The sequence below is a fragment of the Paenibacillus sp. J22FR5 genome, assembly GCF_059691975.1.
Window position 1 is genome coordinate 35,251 of sequence record NZ_JCAUAN010000029.1, and the last position, 19,664, is coordinate 54,914.

The window sequence follows — 19,664 nt, forward strand, 5'->3', positions numbered from 1 at the left end:
CATCACAGGGTAACCCTATCGATGCTACAATTGCACATACAGACCCCAGAATGCTGATGCACTTCTGTCAGTAGAGTGTACACACGCATTCATCATACAATGATGCCTGAAATCATGTACAATCCAAAATAATGATATCCGGTATCTCAAAATCAGATACCTATTTGTACAAGAGGTCTAAATGGATACTTTATCGGTGCCTTATAAAAGAACCCCTAATAAAAACGGTGTACAATAAAAATGAAAGGAGCTGACGCGGCAGCTCCTTTCATTTTTATTGTATGATGTATCAAGCTTGAAGTATTTCGCTGTCCACCTTGAGAGTCAGCTCCATTGCCGTTAAATCCCCTACTTATCAAAAAAATGTAAATTATTCAAAAAAAATAATATCCGCCTTCTTTTTTAAGTTAAAGCGGATATTAATCCTTCGGCAATCATGTCAAACCTACTTAAATCCCGAAAACTTCTTGCAAGTAATTGCGCACCTTGAAGCGAAGCAAGGAATTGATGGGCTTGCACATCCGCGGCAGCTTCAAAGTTTAGATGCCCTTCACGCCGCCCCTGATCCAACACTCGTTCCAGCCATTCTAAATTAGCGGTGAAAAGCTGAGCTAGCCCTTCTCGTGTCTTACCAGATAAAGTAGCTAAGTCAGTAGAAATCATGACGCCCAGACAAGTACTATAATCTTGAACAGGGCCACCGTAAAGTAAAGTGAATTTACGCAGCTTTTCCAAATTGTTCTGTGTCTCGGTATCGATTTGAGTAATTGCAGAAATAAAATTTCTGTGATACCGTGCAATCAGCGCTTCTCCTAAATCCTCCTTGTTTGGGAAATGGTAATGAATACTGGCAGTCCGTATCCCTACTTTTTCTGCAATGTGTGCATAGCTAAATCCGTTAAACCCGACATCCTGAACAATCGACTGAGCAGTATCCAAAATAGCCTCTGCTGTATTTTTAGTTTTAGTCATGTTTTAATTCTACCTTTTAGTAGATAGCGTTGTCAACTAACCTTGCGTGCTTCTTCAAAAACCGAAAGTCTTGGTAGCTCAAGACGAGAGAATCCTTCATTAATTCTGGCCGTGTCAAACCTCAAACCATTATCATTTAGCTTGTTTGAGCTGCCGGTCGCTTCGGCCTATACCCAACGGCAAGCTAAGCGCCCCCAAGAAGACGATGAAAGCCGCTCCGATTAAAGCGGTGAGATAGCTCCCATTTCCCGATATCAAAAGACCTGCAATAAGCGGTCCGATTATTTGCCCCAAGCCAAAAAAGGTGGTCAGCAACCCTATAATCTTTCGGTTGTTTTGCGGGTATAAATCCTTGGCAAAAGCGACGGACAGCGTCGTTATCCCCATAAAGGTTACACCGAACAGAATGGCGCCTGCGAATACGGCGGTTGAAGAAGGAATAAGAACTGGAATCGCAATGCCTATGGATTGCAGCAGCATGGCAAAGGTCAATGTCCACTTTTTTCCCCATCGAGAGGCAAGCATCGACCAACCGACGCACGAAGGCGTCGCGGCAATACCAACCAGTATCCAACTAAGTGACGCAATATTGGGGATGTTCGAAACCGACTTGGCGAAAGCTACAAGGTAGGTCCCGGTAACAATGTAGCCCAAGCCTTCCAAGCCATAGGCAATCATCAAACATATCAAGACCCGCCGAACGGCCGAAGGATGATGGTCGTGGTCATGAGGAGAGCTTAACGTCTTCGTACCGGTATGCCTGTCCCGCAACGAATACCAGGCTGTCAGACCTAAGATCAGACTGATCAGTCCCAGGCCCTTCCATACTTCGGTCCAATCGCTGTTTCGGGCAAGCAGCGGAACTGAAAGTCCGGTCAGCAGAATGCCGGCTCCCACGCCTCCGTAGAATATTCCAGCTTGGAGCGCCGATACACGATCCAGTACGATGCTGGATGCGATGACAAAAACGATTGCGCTGGCAAGGCCCGATAAAAACCGGAGTACGAGCCAGGTCTCTAGGTTGTGGAACACACCCATTCCCCATGTGGTAGCAATACATACGATTAACCCGGCGAACAGCAGCATGGATCGGCTTTTAACCTGGACCAACGTGAGAGCAAACGCACCAATCAAATACCCTAAATAATTGCTTGAAGCCAGATAACCCGCACCCGCGACGGAGAACAGATGGTGATCCATCATCATCGGGAGGATAGGCGTAAAGGCGAACCTTCCGATTCCCATAGCCACCATTAATGCTGCTATGCCCCCGAGTAAAACGATCAACGTCCTTCTCTCCATTCGCTATCCCTCCTGTTTTTACCCTCGTCTGTTCATTGATCATACAATGATTCCTGTTATCATGTATAATACAGAATAGTGATATTAAATATCTTAAATTCAGATGTCTAAATCTAAATATACAGGAGGTCTATATGGATATTCAGTTGCTCAAAGTGTTTTTTACCACGGCGCACGAAGGTAGCATTTCTAAAGCGGCTCATAAATTAAACTTTGCCCAATCCAACGTCACCCATAAGATTCAACAGCTGGAGACCGATTTGCAGACTCAGCTTTTTTACCGCCACAATCGGGGTATTACGCTTACCCCTTCCGGTCAAATCCTTGTTTCCTATGCGGAGAAAATATTGCATGTCATTCAGGAAGCCAGATTGGCCGTCGGAGACTCCTCCGTTCCAACAGGGCCGCTTCATATCGGGTCTCTGGAAACAACCGCCGCCGTTAGGCTGCCTACGCTGCTTACCAAGTATCATACCGAATATCCGGCGGTCGACTTCTCTTTAATTACCGGTACTTCCGAGAAGCACATTCATGCCGTTCTTCATTATGAGCAGAATGGAGCATTCGTGGCCGGTCCCGTGGAGCATCCCGATTTGGTTCAGGAAAACGTCATTGATGAGGAGCTGGTACTTGTCACCTCAGTCTCCCATCCGCCTGTTAATTCCATCCATGATGTGCAGCTGTCTACGCTTCTCGTATTCCACAACGGCTGTTCCTACCGAGCAAAATTAAATCAGCTGCTCCATGATGAAGGCATATTGCCCGTTAAGCTGATGGAATTCGGATCGATTGAAACGATTATAGGCTGTGTAGGCGCCGGCCTCGGCATTGCTCTTCTGCCGCGTTCCATCATAACCGAGTCGGAAAAGCAAGGCCGGATCCGCTGCCATGCGATCCCCGGCAAGCATGCCATCGTCACAACCGTGTTCATCAGGCGCAAAGACGCTTTAATCACGCCCGCATTGTCAGCCTTCTTATCAGAGATGCGAGCCCATTTTAGCTAAAGTACTGGAATTGGATTATCTATTCAACTCATGAATTATTCAAAATTAATTTCATATATGAAAGAATAAGAGCAGCCCCAGTGCCGTGTTGGCAATGGGGCTGCTCTTATATTTCCTAACCACGAGAGGGTACTTTATCCATTCCCGGATTGCTTGCCAACTGTATACAAGATGTTAAGAAGGGAATACTTGGAGAGAATCTGCTCTGAAGGAGAACGCGAATGAAGTCCGCTGAAAAAATATCGGGAACTCAATTATGTTTGTTAATTTTCTCCTTTATAGCTCCCATCGTCATTCTTATCATGCCGGGTTTGGAATCGAAGTTCTCCAAGCAAGATGCATGGATAACGATTTTTCCTGCTGCCTTGATCGGATTATTAACTTTTTGGGTGATGATCATATTGTCGAATCGCTACCCAGGTCTTACGATTATACAGTACAGCTCTCAAATCATAGGGAAATGGCCTGCAAAATGCTTAGGATGTTATCTTATTTATTACTGGATTAATTTTGATTTCATCGTTCTTAATCAACACATACAGTTTATAAATACCGTTCTACTCATGAGAACTCCTGCTATCGTTGTCAGTCTAACGTTGGCACTCATATGCGGTATAGCAGCCTATATGGGTATCGAATCTATTGCAAGATCTAATGAGTACATTTCCTTACTCATCATTGTTTTGTTAATTCCACTCTTGATACTCATGCTCATGGAATCTGAATCGGAGCGGATCCTTCCTGTGATGAGTCAAGGAATGGTTCCAGTCCTTCAGGCGTCCGTATTCCCAACCGCTTACTTAAGTCAATTTTTTATTTTGGGGTGGCTTCTTCCTTATTTGAACCAACCGAAGAAAGCAACCAAAGTTTCGTTCATCGCATTGTTTCTTATCGCTGGTCTTCTCTCCATTACTGTTATACCTCTGATTATGATCTTTGGGCCGTTAACCGATAAATTGACTTTTCCAGTGTTAGAAGTAATTCGGTATATAGGTATAACAGGAAGCTTTGAACGCTTGGAAACTTTAGGGATGGCTATATGGGTTTTGGGCTGTTTTGTAAAAGATTCTCTCGCCTGCTTTATTATATGTCTAAGTCTAAGCCATCTTTTTAACATTAGAAATTACAGGGATTTTGTATTCCCTATAACGCTTTTGGGAGCGATAGGATCGGTTTCGGTTTTTAAATTTTATTCCACTGATTTGACTACTCTTCTTAGATATACTTATCCAAGTTATGCCATTTTTACACAATTTATTTTACCCCTTACACTTCTAATCATTGATACGATAAAGAGGCGCTGGAGGAAGTCAGTGGTTTAGATTTTTTGTCGTTTTAAATTTGTTCTGAGGAGAACGCGAATGCAGTCCACTGAAAAAATATCGGGAACTCAATTATGTTTGTTACTTTTTTCCTTTATAGCTCCTATCGTCATTCTTATCATACCGGGTTTCGAGTCAAAGTTCGCAATGCAAGATGCATGGATAACGATTTTTCCTGCTGTCTTGATCGGGTCATTAACGATTTGGGTGATGATCATACTGTCGAATCGCTACCCGGGTCTTACGATTATGCAGTACAGCTCTCAAATCATAGGGAAATGGCCTGCAAAATGCTTAGGATGTTATTTTATTTATTACTGGATTAATTTTGATTTCCTCGTTCTTAATCAACATATACAGTTTATAAATACCGTTCTGCTCATGAGAACTCCTGCTATCGTTGTCAGTCTAACGTTGGCACTCTTATGCGGTATAGCAGCCTATATGGGTATCGAATCTATCGCAAGATCTAATGAGTACATTTCCTTACTCATCTTTGTTCTGTTGATTCCACTCTTGATACTCATGCTCGCGGAATCTGATTCGGAGCGGATCCTTCCTGTGATGAGTCAAGGAATGATTCCAGTCCTTCAGGCGTCCGTATTCCCAAGCGCTTACTTTAGTCATTTTTTTATTTTGGCGTGGCTTCTTCCTTATTTAAATCAACCGAAGAAAGCAACCAAAGTTTCGTTCATCGCATTGTTGCTTATTACAGGTCTTCTCTGCATTACGGTTATACCTCTGACTATGATCTTTGGGACGTTAGCGGAAAAATTGACATTTCCGGTATTAGAAGTAATTCGGTATATAGGGATAACAGGAAGCTTTGAACGCTTGGAAGCTTTAGGGGTGGCTATATGGGTTATGGGTTGCTTTGTAAAAGATGCTCTCGCCTGCTTAATTATATGTCTAAGTGTATGCCAGCTTTTTAACATTAGAAATTACAGGGACATAGTATTCCCTATAACGATTTTGGGAGCGATAGGATCGGTTTCGATTTTTAAATTTTATTCCACTGATTTGAATACTTTTCTTAAATATACTTATCCAAGTTTTGCCATTTTTACACAATTTATTTTACCCCTTACACTTCTAATCATTGATACGATAAAGAGGCGCTGGAGGAAGTCAGTGCTTTAGATGAAGGAGAACGCGAATGGAGTCCACTGAAAAAGTATCGGGAATTCAATTATGTTTGTTACTTTTTTCCTTTATAGCTCCCACCGTCATTCTTATCATGCCGAGTGCGTTGTTGAAAATTTCCAAACAAGATGGATGGATAACGGTTTTTCCTGCTGTCTTGATCGGGGCATTAACGATTTGGGCGATGATCATATTGTCGAATCGCTACCCGGGTCTAACGATTATACAGTACAGCACTCAAATCATAGGGAATTGGCCTGGAAAATGCTTAGGATGTTATCTTATTTATTACTGGATTAATTTTGATTTCATCATTCTTAATCAACACGTACAGTTTATAAATACCGTTCTGTACATGAGAACTCCTGCTATCGTTGTCAGTCTAACGTTGGCACTCTTATGCGGTTTAGCAGCCTATATGGGTATCGAATCTATCGCAAGAAGTAGTCAATTCATTTCCTTACTCATCCTTGCTTTGTTGCTTCCACTCTTGATACTCATGCTGGCAGAATCTGATCCGGAGCGGCTACTTCCTGTGATGAGTCAAGGAATGGTCCCAGTCCTTCAGGGGACCCTATTCCCAGTCGCTTACTTAAGTCAATTTTTTATTTTGGGGTGGCTTCTTCCTTATTTGAATCAACCGAAGAAAGCAACCAAAGTTTCGTTCATCGCATTGTTGCTTATCGCTGGTCTTCTCTGCATTACGGTTATACCTCTGATTATGATCTTCGGGCCGTTAGCGGAAAAATTGAGTTTTCCCGTGTTAGACGTAGTTCGGTATGTAGGTATACAAGGAAGCTTTGAGCGCTTGGAAGCTTTAGGGGTGGCTATATGGGTTATGGGTACCTTTATTAAAGTATCTCTCGTCTTCTTTCTTATAAGTCTAAGTGTATGCCATCTTTTTAACATTAGAAATTACAAAGACTTTGTATTCCCTTTAACGATTTTGTCAGTGATAGGATCGGTTTCGGTTTTTAATTTATATTCCAGTGCATTGAATACTTATCTTAGAAATTCTTATCCAAGTTATGCATTTTTTACGCAATCCATTATACCCCTTACACTTCTAATGATTGATACGATAAAGAGGCGCTGGAGGAAGTCAAAGGTTTAGATTTCATTGTTTTAAAATGACTTTTCCGATGGGTTCAAAAATGAATCTCACAGGAGCTGTTGTGCTTGGTATTTGAACATGGGCAAATAATAAAGAGCCTAGAATCAAACATAATCCCATCAAACAACTATATATAATAGCCACTTTAGGCTGTTTTTTATTTAGAAACATCTTAACTCTATAGCAAGACCAACCCAACGTGAAAATAACAAAAGTAGATATTTGCAGGATCATTATTCGGACTCCTTTTCTTTCAATTCGAAGGAAGAATGTACCATTCCCTCTCCTTTTATTATCAGGTTAACTTCAACCGATATATCTGCCTCTGGAAACCGAGTATCCCATTGATTTTTCAGATTTGCCCACTTTTCAGGGTTATGCTTATAAATTTCTTGGCCAAAGCCCACGCTATCCACTTTATATTTCTTTTGGATTTTAAATATAACATCTTGTACTAGTTTCTTGGCTGCATCTTCCAGCGCTTTTGTTATTAGCTTCAAATTCTTCGGTTCGTTGATATCCAGACCGGAATTATTCTCGGCCAAACTTCCTTCACCTTCCAATTTAATCTTAAATTGTACAGCATCATGCCCAGTCTGCGTAATGATTTTGCGATCAGCATGGGTTATCAACATCCCAACTTCCCCATTACCTTTGGGTAAATTTGCCGTGATTCGACCGAACTTCAGCTTGTCCGTCACCCACATCAGCCCCAATGTTTCATTTATATCTAATAAACCGGATAATTTTAAATCTTTAAAAACTCCGGCGCCCGCTAACCTAAATAGTTGCTTATGTGGATCTTTGGAGTGGATATCGGGTTCAATTACCCCTACGACGGGATGAACACCCTCACTTTCAGACGAAATAAAAAAATCCTTCAATGTTACTGCTAAATCATCTCCTGAATTTTCCATTTCCCTCACTGCTTCGATTGGTACTTGTTTTAAAGGATAATTCATTTGCAGAATATTCTGCCCTTCATTCCCTTTAACAACCATGATATAAGTCTTTAAGCGATTTCTTGGGTCATGCGTAAAGATATCCAGTACACCTTCAATTCCATGCTTAGCTAAACGTTCACTAATAAATACAACGCTGCGATGAGAGTAGAACAATTTACGTGAGCTTTTCTTCTGAAGTTTTTGATGAATTTCATTTCCACTCTTTCCTTCTGCGGATATAACGAAAAAATTATATTTGTTGCCGCTCCCTCCGCCACTCATTCCTCCTCCAGTAGATGGCGTTGCGATTTGAAGGGTACATAGCTGGTTGCCGTCGTCCGTCAGGTCCATCGCAGTACCCGTGACAAATGCAAGATCATTCATTTCCGTACGATCCCAACACCCGCTAATAAAGACAACTACGAGAAGAATCATATATTTTAGTCTTCTCATCTCTTAACCCCCGATCGAAATTTCGCCCAAATCGGTATCCTTATCAAAACATCCTTCAAGCCTGTCAACTTAAGCGGAGAGACTGGAGAAAAATAAAGTACTCCGAAGGAACGAAGGGAGGTTACGTGTAATATGATGCCTATCAATCCTAGAACAATGCCATAAAGGCCCAGTGTCCCCGCTAAGAATAACATTGGAAAACGAAGTAATCGGATCCCATTTCCAAAACTATATCGAGGAATCGTAAACGCCGAAATGCCAGTGATGGACACGATAATGACTACTGGAGCAGATATTAATCCCGCTTGAACCGATGACTGGCCAATGACTAAACCTCCAACGATACTTATGGTTGGGCCTATCTGTTTAGGCAGACGATTTCCGGCTTCCCGCAGAGCTTCAAATATGACTTCCATTAGAAAAGCTTCAATCATCGCAGGAAAGGGAACGGCTTCCCTCGAGGCAGCAATACTCAGCACAAGATTAGTGGGTATCATTTCCTGATGGAAGGTCGTAATAGCTACATACAGCGGAGGTGCAAATATCGCTAAATTGATAAAGAGGAATCGAATCCATCGAACAAAAGTAGCGACTGGCCAACGAGTATAGTAATCTTCACTTGCCTGAAGTCCTGCCCAGAACGTCATCGGAACAATAAGGACAAATGGGGTAGTATCCACAAGAATGGCTACTTTTCCTTCAAGCAATTCAGCAGCCACCACATCCGGACGTTCTGTGTTGTGGACTTGGGGAAATGGTGAAAACGGTTGATCCTCAATAAATTCTTCGATATACGCTGAATCAAGTACACCGTCCACTTGTATGGAATTCAATCTTGTTCTAACTTCGTCAACTAATGTTTCCTGCACAATACCCTTTAGGTATGTAATGGCTATTCGAGTCTTGGACAGCTCTCCTAGGGTAATATATTCTACCTTTAATTTTGGCGTTTTGAGTCTGGTACGTATCAGACTAATGTTTGTTGAAATATGTTCAATGAAGCCGTCCCTTGGGCCGCGTATAACCGGCTCGGATGACGCTTCTTCAATACTTCTTTTAGATAAACCGGGAATTGAGACCGTTATCACATTGCTGCTGCCTTTCATTAGAATGGCGGCATAACCCTCTAATAGGTTACGAATGGTTTCCGATACTTTTGTAGAGCTATTCGTGGTTCCAACGGAGATCATCTCACTTAGGAGATCTCCTGCTTCCTTCGGAAATTTATCATTTGTTACGCCCGTGAGCATTGGTTTAATTACATGCTCATCGAGCATTTTGGTATCAATCAAATTATCTATGTAAACAATGAGCCCTTGAAGGTTATGGTTACCTTCTATCCTTCGGAATTCCAAGTCAGAACAATCCTGAAATGTTTCTTTTAAAATCTTTTCGTTTTGCTCGATATCCGATGTAAACTCATTATTATTGTCTTCCTCCAGGTTATCGCTTTTCATTTTAGGAAGATTTTCATAATTATTGAATGTATCTTTACCTCTTATATACCATCTCATGAAAACTCCTCCTGATTGATACAGTCACTGCTATTATTCCAACTGGAGTAAAACATATGCGATGAATAAAGACGCTCCTTATACAAATCGAACCCAGTGCCGTGTTGGCACTGGGTTCGATTAAAAAGATATTAAAGTAATTACTTCATCTTAGCGGCAAGCTGCCGGCGATATTCCAACGCAGGTAGTCCTCCCCAACCCCAATTCTCGGTATCAACCTCTTCGATAACTACGAAGGTAGATTCTAACGGCTTGTTCAGAACGTTGAGCAGAAGCTCGCTGGCCCCTTTAATGAGCGCCGCCTTTTCTTCGGCCGTGACAGACTGACGATCTGGTGCGGTACCCTCACGGGTCACTTGGATCGTAACGATTGGCATGGATATTCTCCCCCATTCGGAATGTTATGTTTAGTTATTACTGTCCTAAACCGTTTTTAACCCATTTTATTTAATAGAGAATAATTTGCGCTTGACTGATAGTTTCTTGCACGATACTCTCTGCACTTTGGCCAGAAGTAAGCATCCGCAAACCTTGTCCTGCCCACAAAGACATGTAATCGGGATTATTTTGCTTGGCCGCAGCAGTTCTAATATCTCTAGTCGCGGTATTTTGAGTAGGGAACGGAAGCGGCTCTAACCTGCTCTTATCCCAGATTTCGATAAATTCGTTAGCAACCCCTCTGGCCGGACGACCGGAAAAGACGTTCGTGATCACTGTGCTCTCCTCGGTGCTGGCAAGCAGTTTTTGCTGATACGAGATATGCGCTCCCGATTCAACCGAAGTCAGGAAGCGCGTTCCCATCTGCACACCCTGTGCCCCAAGTGCGAGGGCGGCGACAAGCCCGCGGCCATCCATAATCCCTCCTGCCGCAATTACCGGAACATGAACACGGTCAACAATTTGCGGCACTAAGGCCATTGTGCCGATATTAGCACCCATGGGACGATTGGAGATGTCAAATGTCCCACGATGCCCCCCAGCCTCGCTGCCCTGAGCCACAATCGCGTCGCATCCCGCCTGTTCAGCAAGGAGCGCTTCATTGACCGTCGTCACCATTGCGACAATTCGAATGCCGGCTGCTTTGGCTAGCTCAATCATATGTGCAGGAAGTACGCCAAACGCCGTGCTGATAACCGGGACTTTTTCCTCCAGTAAAACGGTGAATTGTTGCTCGAAATGATCTGGTGTCCGCACGGCTTCTCCCGAGACCTGTGGTAATCCAAGTTTATTTCGCATATCATTCAATTCCCGTTGAACTTCTCCGGTTCTCGTATTGTCATCTCTAGCCCGAATAGAAAATAAATTCACTCCAAAGGGAGCATTCGTTAACTTACGAATGTCACGAATCGCACTGCGGATCGCTTCGGGCTCCATATAAGCGGCTCCCAGCGTGCCAAGCCCACCCGCATTGGATACGGCCGCAGTCAAGCTGACTGTTCCAGGTCCTCCTGCCATGCCCGCCAAGAAGATTGGGTAACGAATATTAAAAATGTGACAAAGTTCTGTGTCAAGTTTCATATTCATCTTCCTCCTCTTACGTTACCTTAATTATCCTGTGGTAGTTCTCCGGCGTTGAGAGAATCGAGAATGCCAGTTTACTAGGCTCCAATGGCTCATCGGGACGTGTTTTTAATCCATTTGGAAAAACGGCGCGTTTTTCATATAGACAATATCGATTTTCTCATGTAGGGGACCGTTTTGTTCGGTTCTATCCTTAAGCTCCAGCCATTCTGAATCTTCTAGAAAGGCTTGGAAGTTCCGTTCACGTGATGCCGCGTCTGGATGCTCGAGTACGTAATACAACCGTTCTTGCGTTTCGTCCGCGTCCACCCAAAAATTCGTTGCCTTCATGTCATGCTTAGCAAAAATTCTTATCGTATCATCCCGAAACCGATCCAGTATCGCTTGCATGCGGCCGGGAACCACTTGGTAAATCCGCAGTTCGTACAGCATAAACGCCATCCTCCTTTTCTGAATTCAGTATTTGTCCGTATTCAAAATTTTATTTACGGCTTACCACTGTCCGGCATTTTGACCGCCATCGACATGAAGAATCTCTCCGGTCACGAATTGTGCGGATTCCAGATACACAATGGCGTCAACAATATCCTGAGCCTCGCCCATTCGTCCCACTGGGTGCAATTGAGCCAAATATTCATGTGTCTCAACCGCATGCATCGGCGTCTTAATGACCCCTGGCGCGACTGCGTTCACACGAATGCCCTTGTCCGCATACTCAATCGCCAACGATTTCGTTGCCGCGTTCAGGCCTCCTTTGGTCAGTGCGGTAAGTACGGATGGCACGGCTTTAAGAGCTTGCTCTGCGCCTCCGCTTGCCGTGATGTTGACGATATGGCCGGAACCCGCCTTCAGCATCTCGGTCAGCGCACGCTGAGTAACTTGGAAGAATCCTACCACATTGATCGACAGTATCGATTCAAAATCCGCTTCAGTGAAGTCCGTGAATGATTTCGCTATAAAAATGCCGGCACTGTTCACCAGTGTGTCGATACGTCCAAAGCGCAAAAGTGCTTCGCCGATTAAGCGTTCAGCTATTTGGGGATCTGAAATGTCGCCGGCAACATATGCGACATGCGCGCCTGTCGGATCGACCTCTCGTGCAGCCTCTACCAACGCTTGTTCGCGGCGGCCACTGATGACTACATTGGCTCCTCGTTTCACCAGTTCAATTGCCGTTGCTTTCCCAATACCGCTGCTTCCACCTGTAATGACTATTACTTTATCTTGAATATTCATTTCACCATTCTCCTTTATTATCTAGCTATTAAAAGGTAGTTTATATTTGAAAAATATCAGGCCTTCTGATCTGCTAATTCAGCATACAATGATTTTGTTATCCTTAATAATACAGAATACTGATATTGAGTATCTCAAATTCAAATATCTAATCCCAGGAAGTCTATATTCTAGGAACAATGGGAAAGTCCATGGCGAGCCATTGCAGCAGCTTAACTATTCTCAAACACGCTTATAAATTCACTAGGAGATTGTAGACCAGATAGGCTGACCTTCTCGTTGATGACAAAGTAAGGCACCCCTCTGATTCCCAGCTTTTCCGCGTTGCGCTGTCCTAATTCAACCTTTTCAATCCCATCGCCTTTAATAAGCCGCATTTTGAGTTCAGCAGCATCATCAGTGATCCCGTTTGCTCTTGCTATTTCCACAAGTTCATCCACATTACCGATATCGATGCCATTTTCAAAATAAGCCGTATATATCTTCTCAATCAATTGCTCTTGCAAGTTCTCTGGCGTAATAGCTATTAACTGATGAGATAAGGTAGTATTCGGTGTATATTTCACAGTATCCATTTTAAATGTAAGACCGAAATGAGCACCGGTTTCATTATACTGCCTCATTCTTGCTTCGAATTGAGGAACCCCGCCTAACCTGCCCATCATAACCTGGCGATAATCTTCTCCTTCAGGACGAATGCCAGGGTTTATCTGAAAAGCATGCCAACGAACGGTTGCCTTAGTGCCTTCTGGCAATTGTTTCAAAGCGCTTCGCAGACTGCTAGTTCCCATACGACACCAGGGACACATCGTATCCATATAAACATCAATGATCAAGTCTTTCATTAGTCCACCACAACTGGCTTTACTGTTTTAATATGATTAATGTAATCGATACTGCTCTGTGCTAATCGTTCATCCGTAACGATAGAAGTGTCGCTTAGTGAAAAGGGAGGCAGATAAGAGGCACTAATAAAATGAGCCAGTGCTTCTATAGGTCGCAATATTTCTCGCAGGGTAAAGCGATTGAACCCGGTAGCTTGATACGACTCTTCCGTACCATAGGTCGAGATCGCAACACCGATTTCTTTTCCTGCTGTTTTAGTGCCATCCGGACCATAAGCCCAGCCGTATAGCAATACAGAATCAAACCACTTTTTGAGTAATGGCGGTGTGCTGTACCAATAAAGCGGATATTGAAAAATAATACGGTCATGCGCTTCAATCAATTGCTGCTCTTTAGCAACATCGATATTCTCGTCTGGGTATGCTTTATATAATTCATGAATCGTGATATCGTCATGCTTTTGCAATTCCTCCACCCATGCTTTATTCCAATTGGATGCCTCGATGTTCGGGTGAGTAACGATTACTAATGTTTTCATTTTAATTGCTCCATTTCATCATAGTTTTTTAGAAATCTTTTTTAATTTACGGACAGGTTTCCTACATGATTTTCATTTGTTATCGAAAAATGATACGTTTTTCATAAATATACTTTCTTGTTTATTAACTAAAGGTCCCTCAAGTTCTGAGATTCGTTTTACTTCAATCCATTCAGGATCGTTCCGGAAACGATCATAGTTATGGTTACGCATTTCCATATTGGCATGCTCAACAACATAATAAAGACGGTTATTCGCTTCATCTGAATCTTCCCAGAAATGCGTCACTTTCATACCATGCTTCATAAATAATTGAATAACATGATCTCTGAACCTTTCTTGGATAACTTTCATCTTGCCTGGATTTACATCATAAACTCGCAGTTCATATAGCATCTCTTCCCTCCTCCTTTTCTGAATTCAGTATTTGTCTGCATTCAAAAGATTATTTACGGCTTACCACTGTCCGGCATTTTGACCGCCATCGACATGAAGAATCTCTCCGGTCACGAATTGTGCGGATTCCAGATACACAATGGCGTTAACAATATCCTGAACCTCGCCCATACGGCCCATTGGGTGCAATTTAGCCAAAAAGTCGTGTGTCTCTATCGAATGCATCGGCGTTTTGGTGATTCCTGGCGCGACTGCGTTCACGCGAATGCCCTTGTCCGCATACTCAATCGCCAGCGATTTCGTTGCCGCGTTCAAGCCTCCTTTGGTCAGTGCGGCAAGTACGGATGGCACGGCTTTAAGGGGCTGCTCTGTGGTTCCGCTTGCCGTGATGTTGACGATGTGACCGGAACCCGCCTTCAGCATCTCGGTCAGCGCACGCTGAGTAACTTGGAAGAATCCTGCCACATTGATGGACAGAACCGATTCAAAATCCGCTTCAGTGTAGTCCGTGAATGGTTTCGCTATAAAAATACCGGCATTGTTCACCAGTGTGTCGATACGTCCAAAGCGCGAAAGTGCTTCGCCGATTAAGCGTTCAGCTATTTGGGGATCTGAAATGTCACCGGCAACATATGCTACATGCGCGCCTGTCGGATCGATTTCATTTGCAGCCTCAACCAACGCTTGTTCGCGGCGGCCATTAATGACTACATTGGCTCCTCGTTTCACCAGTTCAATTGCTGCTGCTTTTCCCATACCGCTGCTTCCACCTGTAATCACTACTACTTTATCTTGAATATTCATTTCACCATTCTCCTTTGATGTCTACCTATTAAAAGGTAGTTTATATTTGAAAAAAAATCAGACCTTCTGATCCGCTCATTCATCATACAATGATTCCTATTATCCTGCATAATACAGAATAATGATGTCAGGCATCTCAAATTCAGATATCTAAACTAAATATACATATGTCATTCAAAAATGTTCTACTTCACAGCTACCGTTCTCCACAAAGTAATTAATATCGGGTTATCATACACAGTTATCCCCTCGAATTTATTTGAATGGTAAAATTTTACATTCCCACTGTAAGTTATGCAACCTATTTTAGTTCAATTTCTGCTGAGTATTGAGGTGGGTAACAACAAATAGCCGCATTTTTACCAACCTCGTTCGCTTAAGTAGACAACATTTTATCCACCAGCTGCTTCATACTCTTTATCTAGCAACAAGCCTGCTTCGAAACTTTTCCGCACAGTCTTTATATCTTTAAGGGGAGGCAGACCAAAAAGCCTCCGATATTCTCGGCTAAATTGTGATGGACTTTCATAGCCAACCTTCAAAGCTGCAGTCGTTGCATCCATAGAACCACTTAGCATCAGACGTCTCGCTTCCTGAAGACGCAGTTGTTTCTGAAACTGTAACGGCCCCATTGTTGTAATGGCTTTGAACTTATGATGTAGTCCCGAAATACTCATATTATTTGATTTTGCGAGTTCCTCAATTGTAAATGAGGAAGCATAGTTGCCTTTGATCCATTCAATGACATTGGCAACGCCATTTGCTTGCTGGTCAAAGAGTACCTGTTGAAAAAATAAGTGTCCAAAGTCTCCAGACAGTAAAGTGAAAGTCATTTCACGTTTGACCAGCTCTGACAGATAACGAACTTCTTTAGGTTTGTCGATTAGCTCTAGTAATCTGATAAATAATTCTAAAAGCCTTTCATCAGATTTCCCAATAAATGCTCCTGTGTTCTTCTTTTTATCCTTTGGTTTAACATTAATTTCAGCCTCTATAACCACAGATGCAATTTCGTTTGTCGTGAAATCAATGCGTATTCCGATATAAGGTGAATCCTTAGTTACATCGATAATTTGTGCAGAAGCAGGCATATCAATCATTGATGCCACATAATCGCCTGGGTGATACTGAATCATATTTTGCCCAATTTGAATATTCTTTGCCCCTTGAAGAATGAGACAAAATGAAGGTGTCAAGACACTTGGAACCAGCGGAGTTTGATGACTGTATCTGGTAATTGATAGAAACGGGATTGTGGTTTGCGTCCTTCCCTCTACACCAGTTATCTTCTCAGTTATCGATATCAGCTTCTCCAATAATTTCTGATGAATGGTGACTCTCTCTCCAAATAAGCTTCCGGATTTGAATATTTGTTCTCTCATTTATTTTACCTGCCCTTAATAATTGCCTCAATATTAACATGGCAACGGATAATCCACATATTAAATCGCTTCTTACTTTTAAGCAAGTATGTTCCTTAGTTTCGCCTATTTAAAAATTAATATTCTTAAGACAAAATCACCTTTGCAGTTTTAGGCAAGTTTTTGGCATGAAAAGTCTACTTCATTTTTACTTTTCAAGCAATAATACTCTTAAGAAGATTACTACTAAGTACTCTTAGTGTGAGCTCAACCAATTTCCCGAAAGGATGATAACATATATGGATCAGTCAAAACGAATTATCCTAACCATTATTATTGCATGTCAACTTATGGTAGTACTAGATTCAGCCATCATGGTAACAGCGCTACCTGAAATTGGCAATACGCTTCATATAACAACAGCTAATTTGACTTGGGTGCAAAATGCTTATATTTTGGCATTTGGAGGTCTTATGCTGCTAGGTGCACGGGCGGGGGATATCTTGGGTCGAAGGAGAATGTTTAGCGTAGGTATTGCCATATTTACACTTGCATCAATAATGGTTGGTTTAGCGCACTCCGAGGGGCTCCTGCTAGTAAGTCGTGCATTGCAAGGCCTTGCGGCTGCGATAGCGACACCATCCACGCTCGCATTATTGTCGGTGACTTTTGTTGAACCCAGAGAACGTACGAAAGCGATCGCCCTATACAGTGCTGTTTCAGGTGCTGGCGGCAGTATCGGTCTCCTACTTGGTGGCGTACTGACAGATGTAATATCTTGGCGTGTGGGAATGTTTCTTAACGTCCCTATTGGTATAACACTTCTAATTATGGTTCCACGATATTTAAAGGAGACTGAGAGAAACACGGGCCTCTTTGATGTTATGGGTGCTTTGACCTCCGTAATTGGAATAACGGCAATGGTATTTGGGTTTGTACAGGCAGCAGCTAGAGGTTGGGGTCATATAGTGACATTGATTTCACTTTTTATTGGTGTTGTATTGTTAGTGGCATTCGTGTTTATCGAAGCTCGAGCGAAACAGCCGATTACACCTCTCCGTTTGTTTGCGAACCGTCAGCGCTCGGGGGCTTATCTAGGTAGATTTTTATTTTTATGTGGTAATTTTTCGTTATTTTTCTTTATTCCGCAGTACTTACAAAATGTTCTTAACTTTAGTTCTTTTGAAGCTGGGCTTGCATTTCTACCTTTTACGGCAGTGATGTTCGGAATGATGTATCTCATGCCTTGGTTAATATCCCGTTTTGGAAATTTAAAGGTGCTAGTCGCCGGTTTGATCATTGCGATTATTGGTACGAGTTTGTTGAGTAGTCAAATATCAATACATGCTCATTTCTTTCCGGAAATTTTCTTCCCATTGATTATCATGGGTATGGGGGCTGGGATGATATTTCTTCCTTTAACCTCTTTTGGTTTGTCTGGTGTAAATTCTAGTGACTCGGGAGCCGCGTCAGGACTTATCAATGTAGCCCACCAAACGGGCAGTTCGTTGGGTTTAGCAGTGCTAATTGCAGTTTTTGAGGCAGCGAACCGATCAGCTTCACCTTTAGAAGAACCATTTACGCATGCTATTTCTATATCAATAATGGGTTCAGCACTATTTTTAACAATTTCTCTTGTTGTAGTTCTCCTCTGGTTTCTTCCCTTCAAGAGAAAAAGCAAAGAACCCGCACTTAAAACTGCTTAATTTATTTTTCATCAAGGACTTTCCTTTCAATTATGAATGGCGCGAAGTTCGTTCATCGTTTTTTCAATTCAGCCATCTTTCAACTTGTGCCTGCACGGAAAAAGCATCTGCTTCCTCGGGGAGGTTTTTGTATTCTGCCATCGTACATTCAAATTTCAACTTCATTTCATTGGCATTTTCTTCAAGAGTCGGCAGTTCTGATTTTTTATTCCTGAATTCCGTTTGTTTAAGTTTTGCAACATTCCTGTCTTCCTCTTTTTGACTTGTATCGAAGATCGCTTTTAGTTTTTTAAATTCCTCATTCAACGCAATTGCTTTATTCTTGGCATCAATAAAAGCTTTTGCCGCCGAGAAATAAGCCTGCTGAGTATAAATCTGTGTACGCTTCAGAATGTTGTTTCGTTCTACAGCATCTCTACCGAAAATGCTCGTATAATAGCGCTGTGCATCCGCACTTTCTTCCATTGTCAACACTGATCTGGCGTTGACAACAGCAGCCGCGCTCATCACATGGTCAGGAATTTGTTTGTGTGGCGGTTCCGGGAATTTTTGTGCGAGTATATATCGGGCAATAAGGAAAAATTGTTCACCATGCCTTGCTTCATGGTAGAGTGTAGAAGCCGCCTTCTCCGGCTCTTTCTCTAATGTTTCCTCTGAAATACCGGCTGACCATGTTGTTGAGTCGAAGTTACCATTCTGGCTACTTCCTTTTGGAATTACGCGTAATGTCGGTACCGGAACCCCGCTGCTCGTAAACATCGGCTGCAAACCTTCTACTAGTTTTGCTGCTCTTGTTTGAGAGTTCATCTCGCTCCAGCCGCTTTTAACCCCTTTTACATGTCCCGCATAACTTTTCATTGCATCCTCTGTCTGTAGATTTGGCCTAGTAGGACGCTTGTCTTCCTCTTCTTCCTCATCCATTGCTTCAGGCCCATATCCTCCAGGTCCACCCCAGCCCGGATTCGTCGTCCGTTCCACATTCCCGCGAATAATACAAAAATGGTACTCGCGACCATTCTGATTGTGCCCTCGGAACCAATGCCCGCGGGCGTCGCTCTCCAAATATGTACCAATCTTCGGACTGCCAAATGGCAATGTCACGACAAACCATTGGCCAACATCACTTGGTAGTAATGTTTCTGATGGTTGAAGTTGAATCAGATCTGAGCGCATCATTTGTGTAACTGCCCTGTTTCCAATCGTTCGCTGCAGGTGATGGATCTGAGAAGCATCTCTTCTTGATGTTATGTTTCTTGGCACAATGTTTTCTTGTTTAGCCGAATGGGCCTGTGTTTCTCTATTAGGATTAATCGAAGATTTCATTCTCGCTCCTCATGAGTTCTCTTATTATTAAAATATTCCACATGTAATTCTACCAATATATCTATTTTCATGACAAGAGCTGAATCGCCTAATTCTATCTCCCGGTAAATGAACGATCATCATAGATCCAACGTCTTAATTATGAAAATATTAAAAGAAGGAGCT

The 19,664-nt window shown here is 42.6% G+C and carries 19 protein-coding genes; 5 read left to right on the forward strand and 14 right to left on the reverse strand.

Features of this window, described 5'->3' with window-relative positions; all coding sequences use genetic code 11:
* Window positions 1-402: 402 nt before the first annotated feature.
* Together AC58P7_RS26610 and AC58P7_RS26615 are read right to left on the reverse strand one after the other, a co-directional pair.
* Complete coding sequence (locus AC58P7_RS26610) at window positions 403-972, reverse strand: TetR/AcrR family transcriptional regulator (RefSeq protein WP_497348377.1); 570 nt, start codon at window positions 970-972, stop codon at window positions 403-405.
* A 132-nt stretch (window positions 973-1,104) separates the two neighbouring features.
* The gene (locus tag AC58P7_RS26615) at window positions 1,105-2,274 is read right to left on the reverse strand and encodes a YbfB/YjiJ family MFS transporter (protein ID WP_497348379.1); all 1,170 of its coding nucleotides are present in this window, start codon (window positions 2,272-2,274) and stop codon (window positions 1,105-1,107) included.
* A gap of 134 nt (window positions 2,275-2,408) precedes the next feature.
* Between AC58P7_RS26615 and AC58P7_RS26620 the strand changes: the two genes are divergently transcribed.
* The 4 genes from AC58P7_RS26620 (at window position 2,409) to AC58P7_RS26635 (ending at window position 6,857) form a co-directional block, all read left to right on the forward strand.
* Window positions 2,409-3,278 carry a LysR family transcriptional regulator gene (locus AC58P7_RS26620; RefSeq protein ID WP_497348381.1) on the forward strand — a complete coding sequence of 290 codons (870 nt, stop codon included), beginning with the start codon at window positions 2,409-2,411 and terminating at the stop codon, window positions 3,276-3,278.
* 221 nt (window positions 3,279-3,499) lie between these two features.
* Complete coding sequence (locus AC58P7_RS26625; protein ID WP_497348383.1) at window positions 3,500-4,600, forward strand: GerAB/ArcD/ProY family transporter; 1,101 nt, start codon at window positions 3,500-3,502, stop codon at window positions 4,598-4,600.
* A 39-nt stretch (window positions 4,601-4,639) separates the two neighbouring features.
* Window positions 4,640-5,740 (forward strand): GerAB/ArcD/ProY family transporter, encoded by a 1,101-nt coding sequence (locus AC58P7_RS26630; RefSeq protein ID WP_497348385.1) that lies wholly within the window; start codon window positions 4,640-4,642, stop codon window positions 5,738-5,740.
* Window positions 5,741-5,756: 16 nt separating this feature from the next.
* Window positions 5,757-6,857, forward strand: a complete 1,101-nt coding sequence (locus tag AC58P7_RS26635; RefSeq protein WP_497348387.1) for a GerAB/ArcD/ProY family transporter — start codon at window positions 5,757-5,759, stop codon at window positions 6,855-6,857.
* 233 nt (window positions 6,858-7,090) lie between these two features.
* Here the strand turns inward: AC58P7_RS26635 and AC58P7_RS26640 are convergent, their stop codons facing one another.
* The 11 genes from AC58P7_RS26640 to AC58P7_RS26690 all read right to left on the reverse strand — a co-directional run bounded on the left by AC58P7_RS26640 (window position 7,091) and on the right by AC58P7_RS26690 (window position 16,491).
* Entirely contained in the window at window positions 7,091-8,254 is a 1,164-nt protein-coding gene (locus AC58P7_RS26640; RefSeq protein WP_497348389.1) for a Ger(x)C family spore germination protein, read from the reverse strand.
* Window positions 8,251-9,768 (reverse strand): spore germination protein, encoded by a 1,518-nt coding sequence (locus AC58P7_RS26645; protein WP_497348391.1) that lies wholly within the window; start codon window positions 9,766-9,768, stop codon window positions 8,251-8,253. The genes AC58P7_RS26640 and AC58P7_RS26645 overlap by 4 nt, the downstream gene beginning before the upstream one ends.
* 140 nt (window positions 9,769-9,908) lie before the next feature.
* On the reverse strand, window positions 9,909-10,145 hold the full coding sequence (locus AC58P7_RS26650; protein ID WP_497319598.1) for a tautomerase family protein: 237 nt from the start codon (window positions 10,143-10,145) through the stop codon (window positions 9,909-9,911).
* Between the two features lie 70 nt (window positions 10,146-10,215).
* Window positions 10,216-11,292, reverse strand: a complete 1,077-nt coding sequence (locus AC58P7_RS26655; RefSeq protein WP_497348393.1) for an NAD(P)H-dependent flavin oxidoreductase — start codon at window positions 11,290-11,292, stop codon at window positions 10,216-10,218.
* Window positions 11,293-11,397: 105 nt separating this feature from the next.
* Window positions 11,398-11,721: an NIPSNAP family protein gene (locus AC58P7_RS26660; protein WP_497348395.1), complete on the reverse strand. Its 324-nt coding sequence runs from the start codon at window positions 11,719-11,721 to the stop codon at window positions 11,398-11,400.
* Window positions 11,722-11,781: 60 nt separating this feature from the next.
* On the reverse strand, window positions 11,782-12,525 hold the full coding sequence (locus tag AC58P7_RS26665) for an SDR family NAD(P)-dependent oxidoreductase (protein WP_497348397.1): 744 nt from the start codon (window positions 12,523-12,525) through the stop codon (window positions 11,782-11,784).
* Between the two features lie 212 nt (window positions 12,526-12,737).
* Entirely contained in the window at window positions 12,738-13,370 is a 633-nt protein-coding gene (locus tag AC58P7_RS26670) for a DsbA family oxidoreductase (protein WP_497348399.1), read from the reverse strand.
* A complete protein-coding gene (locus tag AC58P7_RS26675; RefSeq protein WP_497348401.1) occupies window positions 13,370-13,909 on the reverse strand; it encodes an NAD(P)H-dependent oxidoreductase in 540 nt (179 codons plus the stop codon). The genes AC58P7_RS26670 and AC58P7_RS26675 overlap by 1 nt, the downstream gene beginning before the upstream one ends.
* A gap of 72 nt (window positions 13,910-13,981) precedes the next feature.
* On the reverse strand, window positions 13,982-14,305 hold the full coding sequence (locus AC58P7_RS26680) for an NIPSNAP family protein (RefSeq protein ID WP_497348403.1): 324 nt from the start codon (window positions 14,303-14,305) through the stop codon (window positions 13,982-13,984).
* A gap of 60 nt (window positions 14,306-14,365) precedes the next feature.
* The gene (locus AC58P7_RS26685; protein ID WP_497348405.1) at window positions 14,366-15,109 is read right to left on the reverse strand and encodes an SDR family NAD(P)-dependent oxidoreductase; all 744 of its coding nucleotides are present in this window, start codon (window positions 15,107-15,109) and stop codon (window positions 14,366-14,368) included.
* A gap of 392 nt (window positions 15,110-15,501) precedes the next feature.
* Window positions 15,502-16,491 (reverse strand): AraC family transcriptional regulator, encoded by a 990-nt coding sequence (locus tag AC58P7_RS26690; RefSeq protein ID WP_497348407.1) that lies wholly within the window; start codon window positions 16,489-16,491, stop codon window positions 15,502-15,504.
* A gap of 278 nt (window positions 16,492-16,769) precedes the next feature.
* On the opposite strand from AC58P7_RS26690, the gene AC58P7_RS26695 reads away from it, so the two are divergent.
* On the forward strand, window positions 16,770-18,176 hold the full coding sequence (locus AC58P7_RS26695) for an MFS transporter (RefSeq protein WP_497348409.1): 1,407 nt from the start codon (window positions 16,770-16,772) through the stop codon (window positions 18,174-18,176).
* 63 nt (window positions 18,177-18,239) lie between these two features.
* On the opposite strand, the gene AC58P7_RS26700 is transcribed toward AC58P7_RS26695, so the two are convergent.
* On the reverse strand, window positions 18,240-19,499 hold the full coding sequence (locus tag AC58P7_RS26700; protein ID WP_497348411.1) for a hypothetical protein: 1,260 nt from the start codon (window positions 19,497-19,499) through the stop codon (window positions 18,240-18,242).
* Window positions 19,500-19,664: the final 165 nt, after the last annotated feature.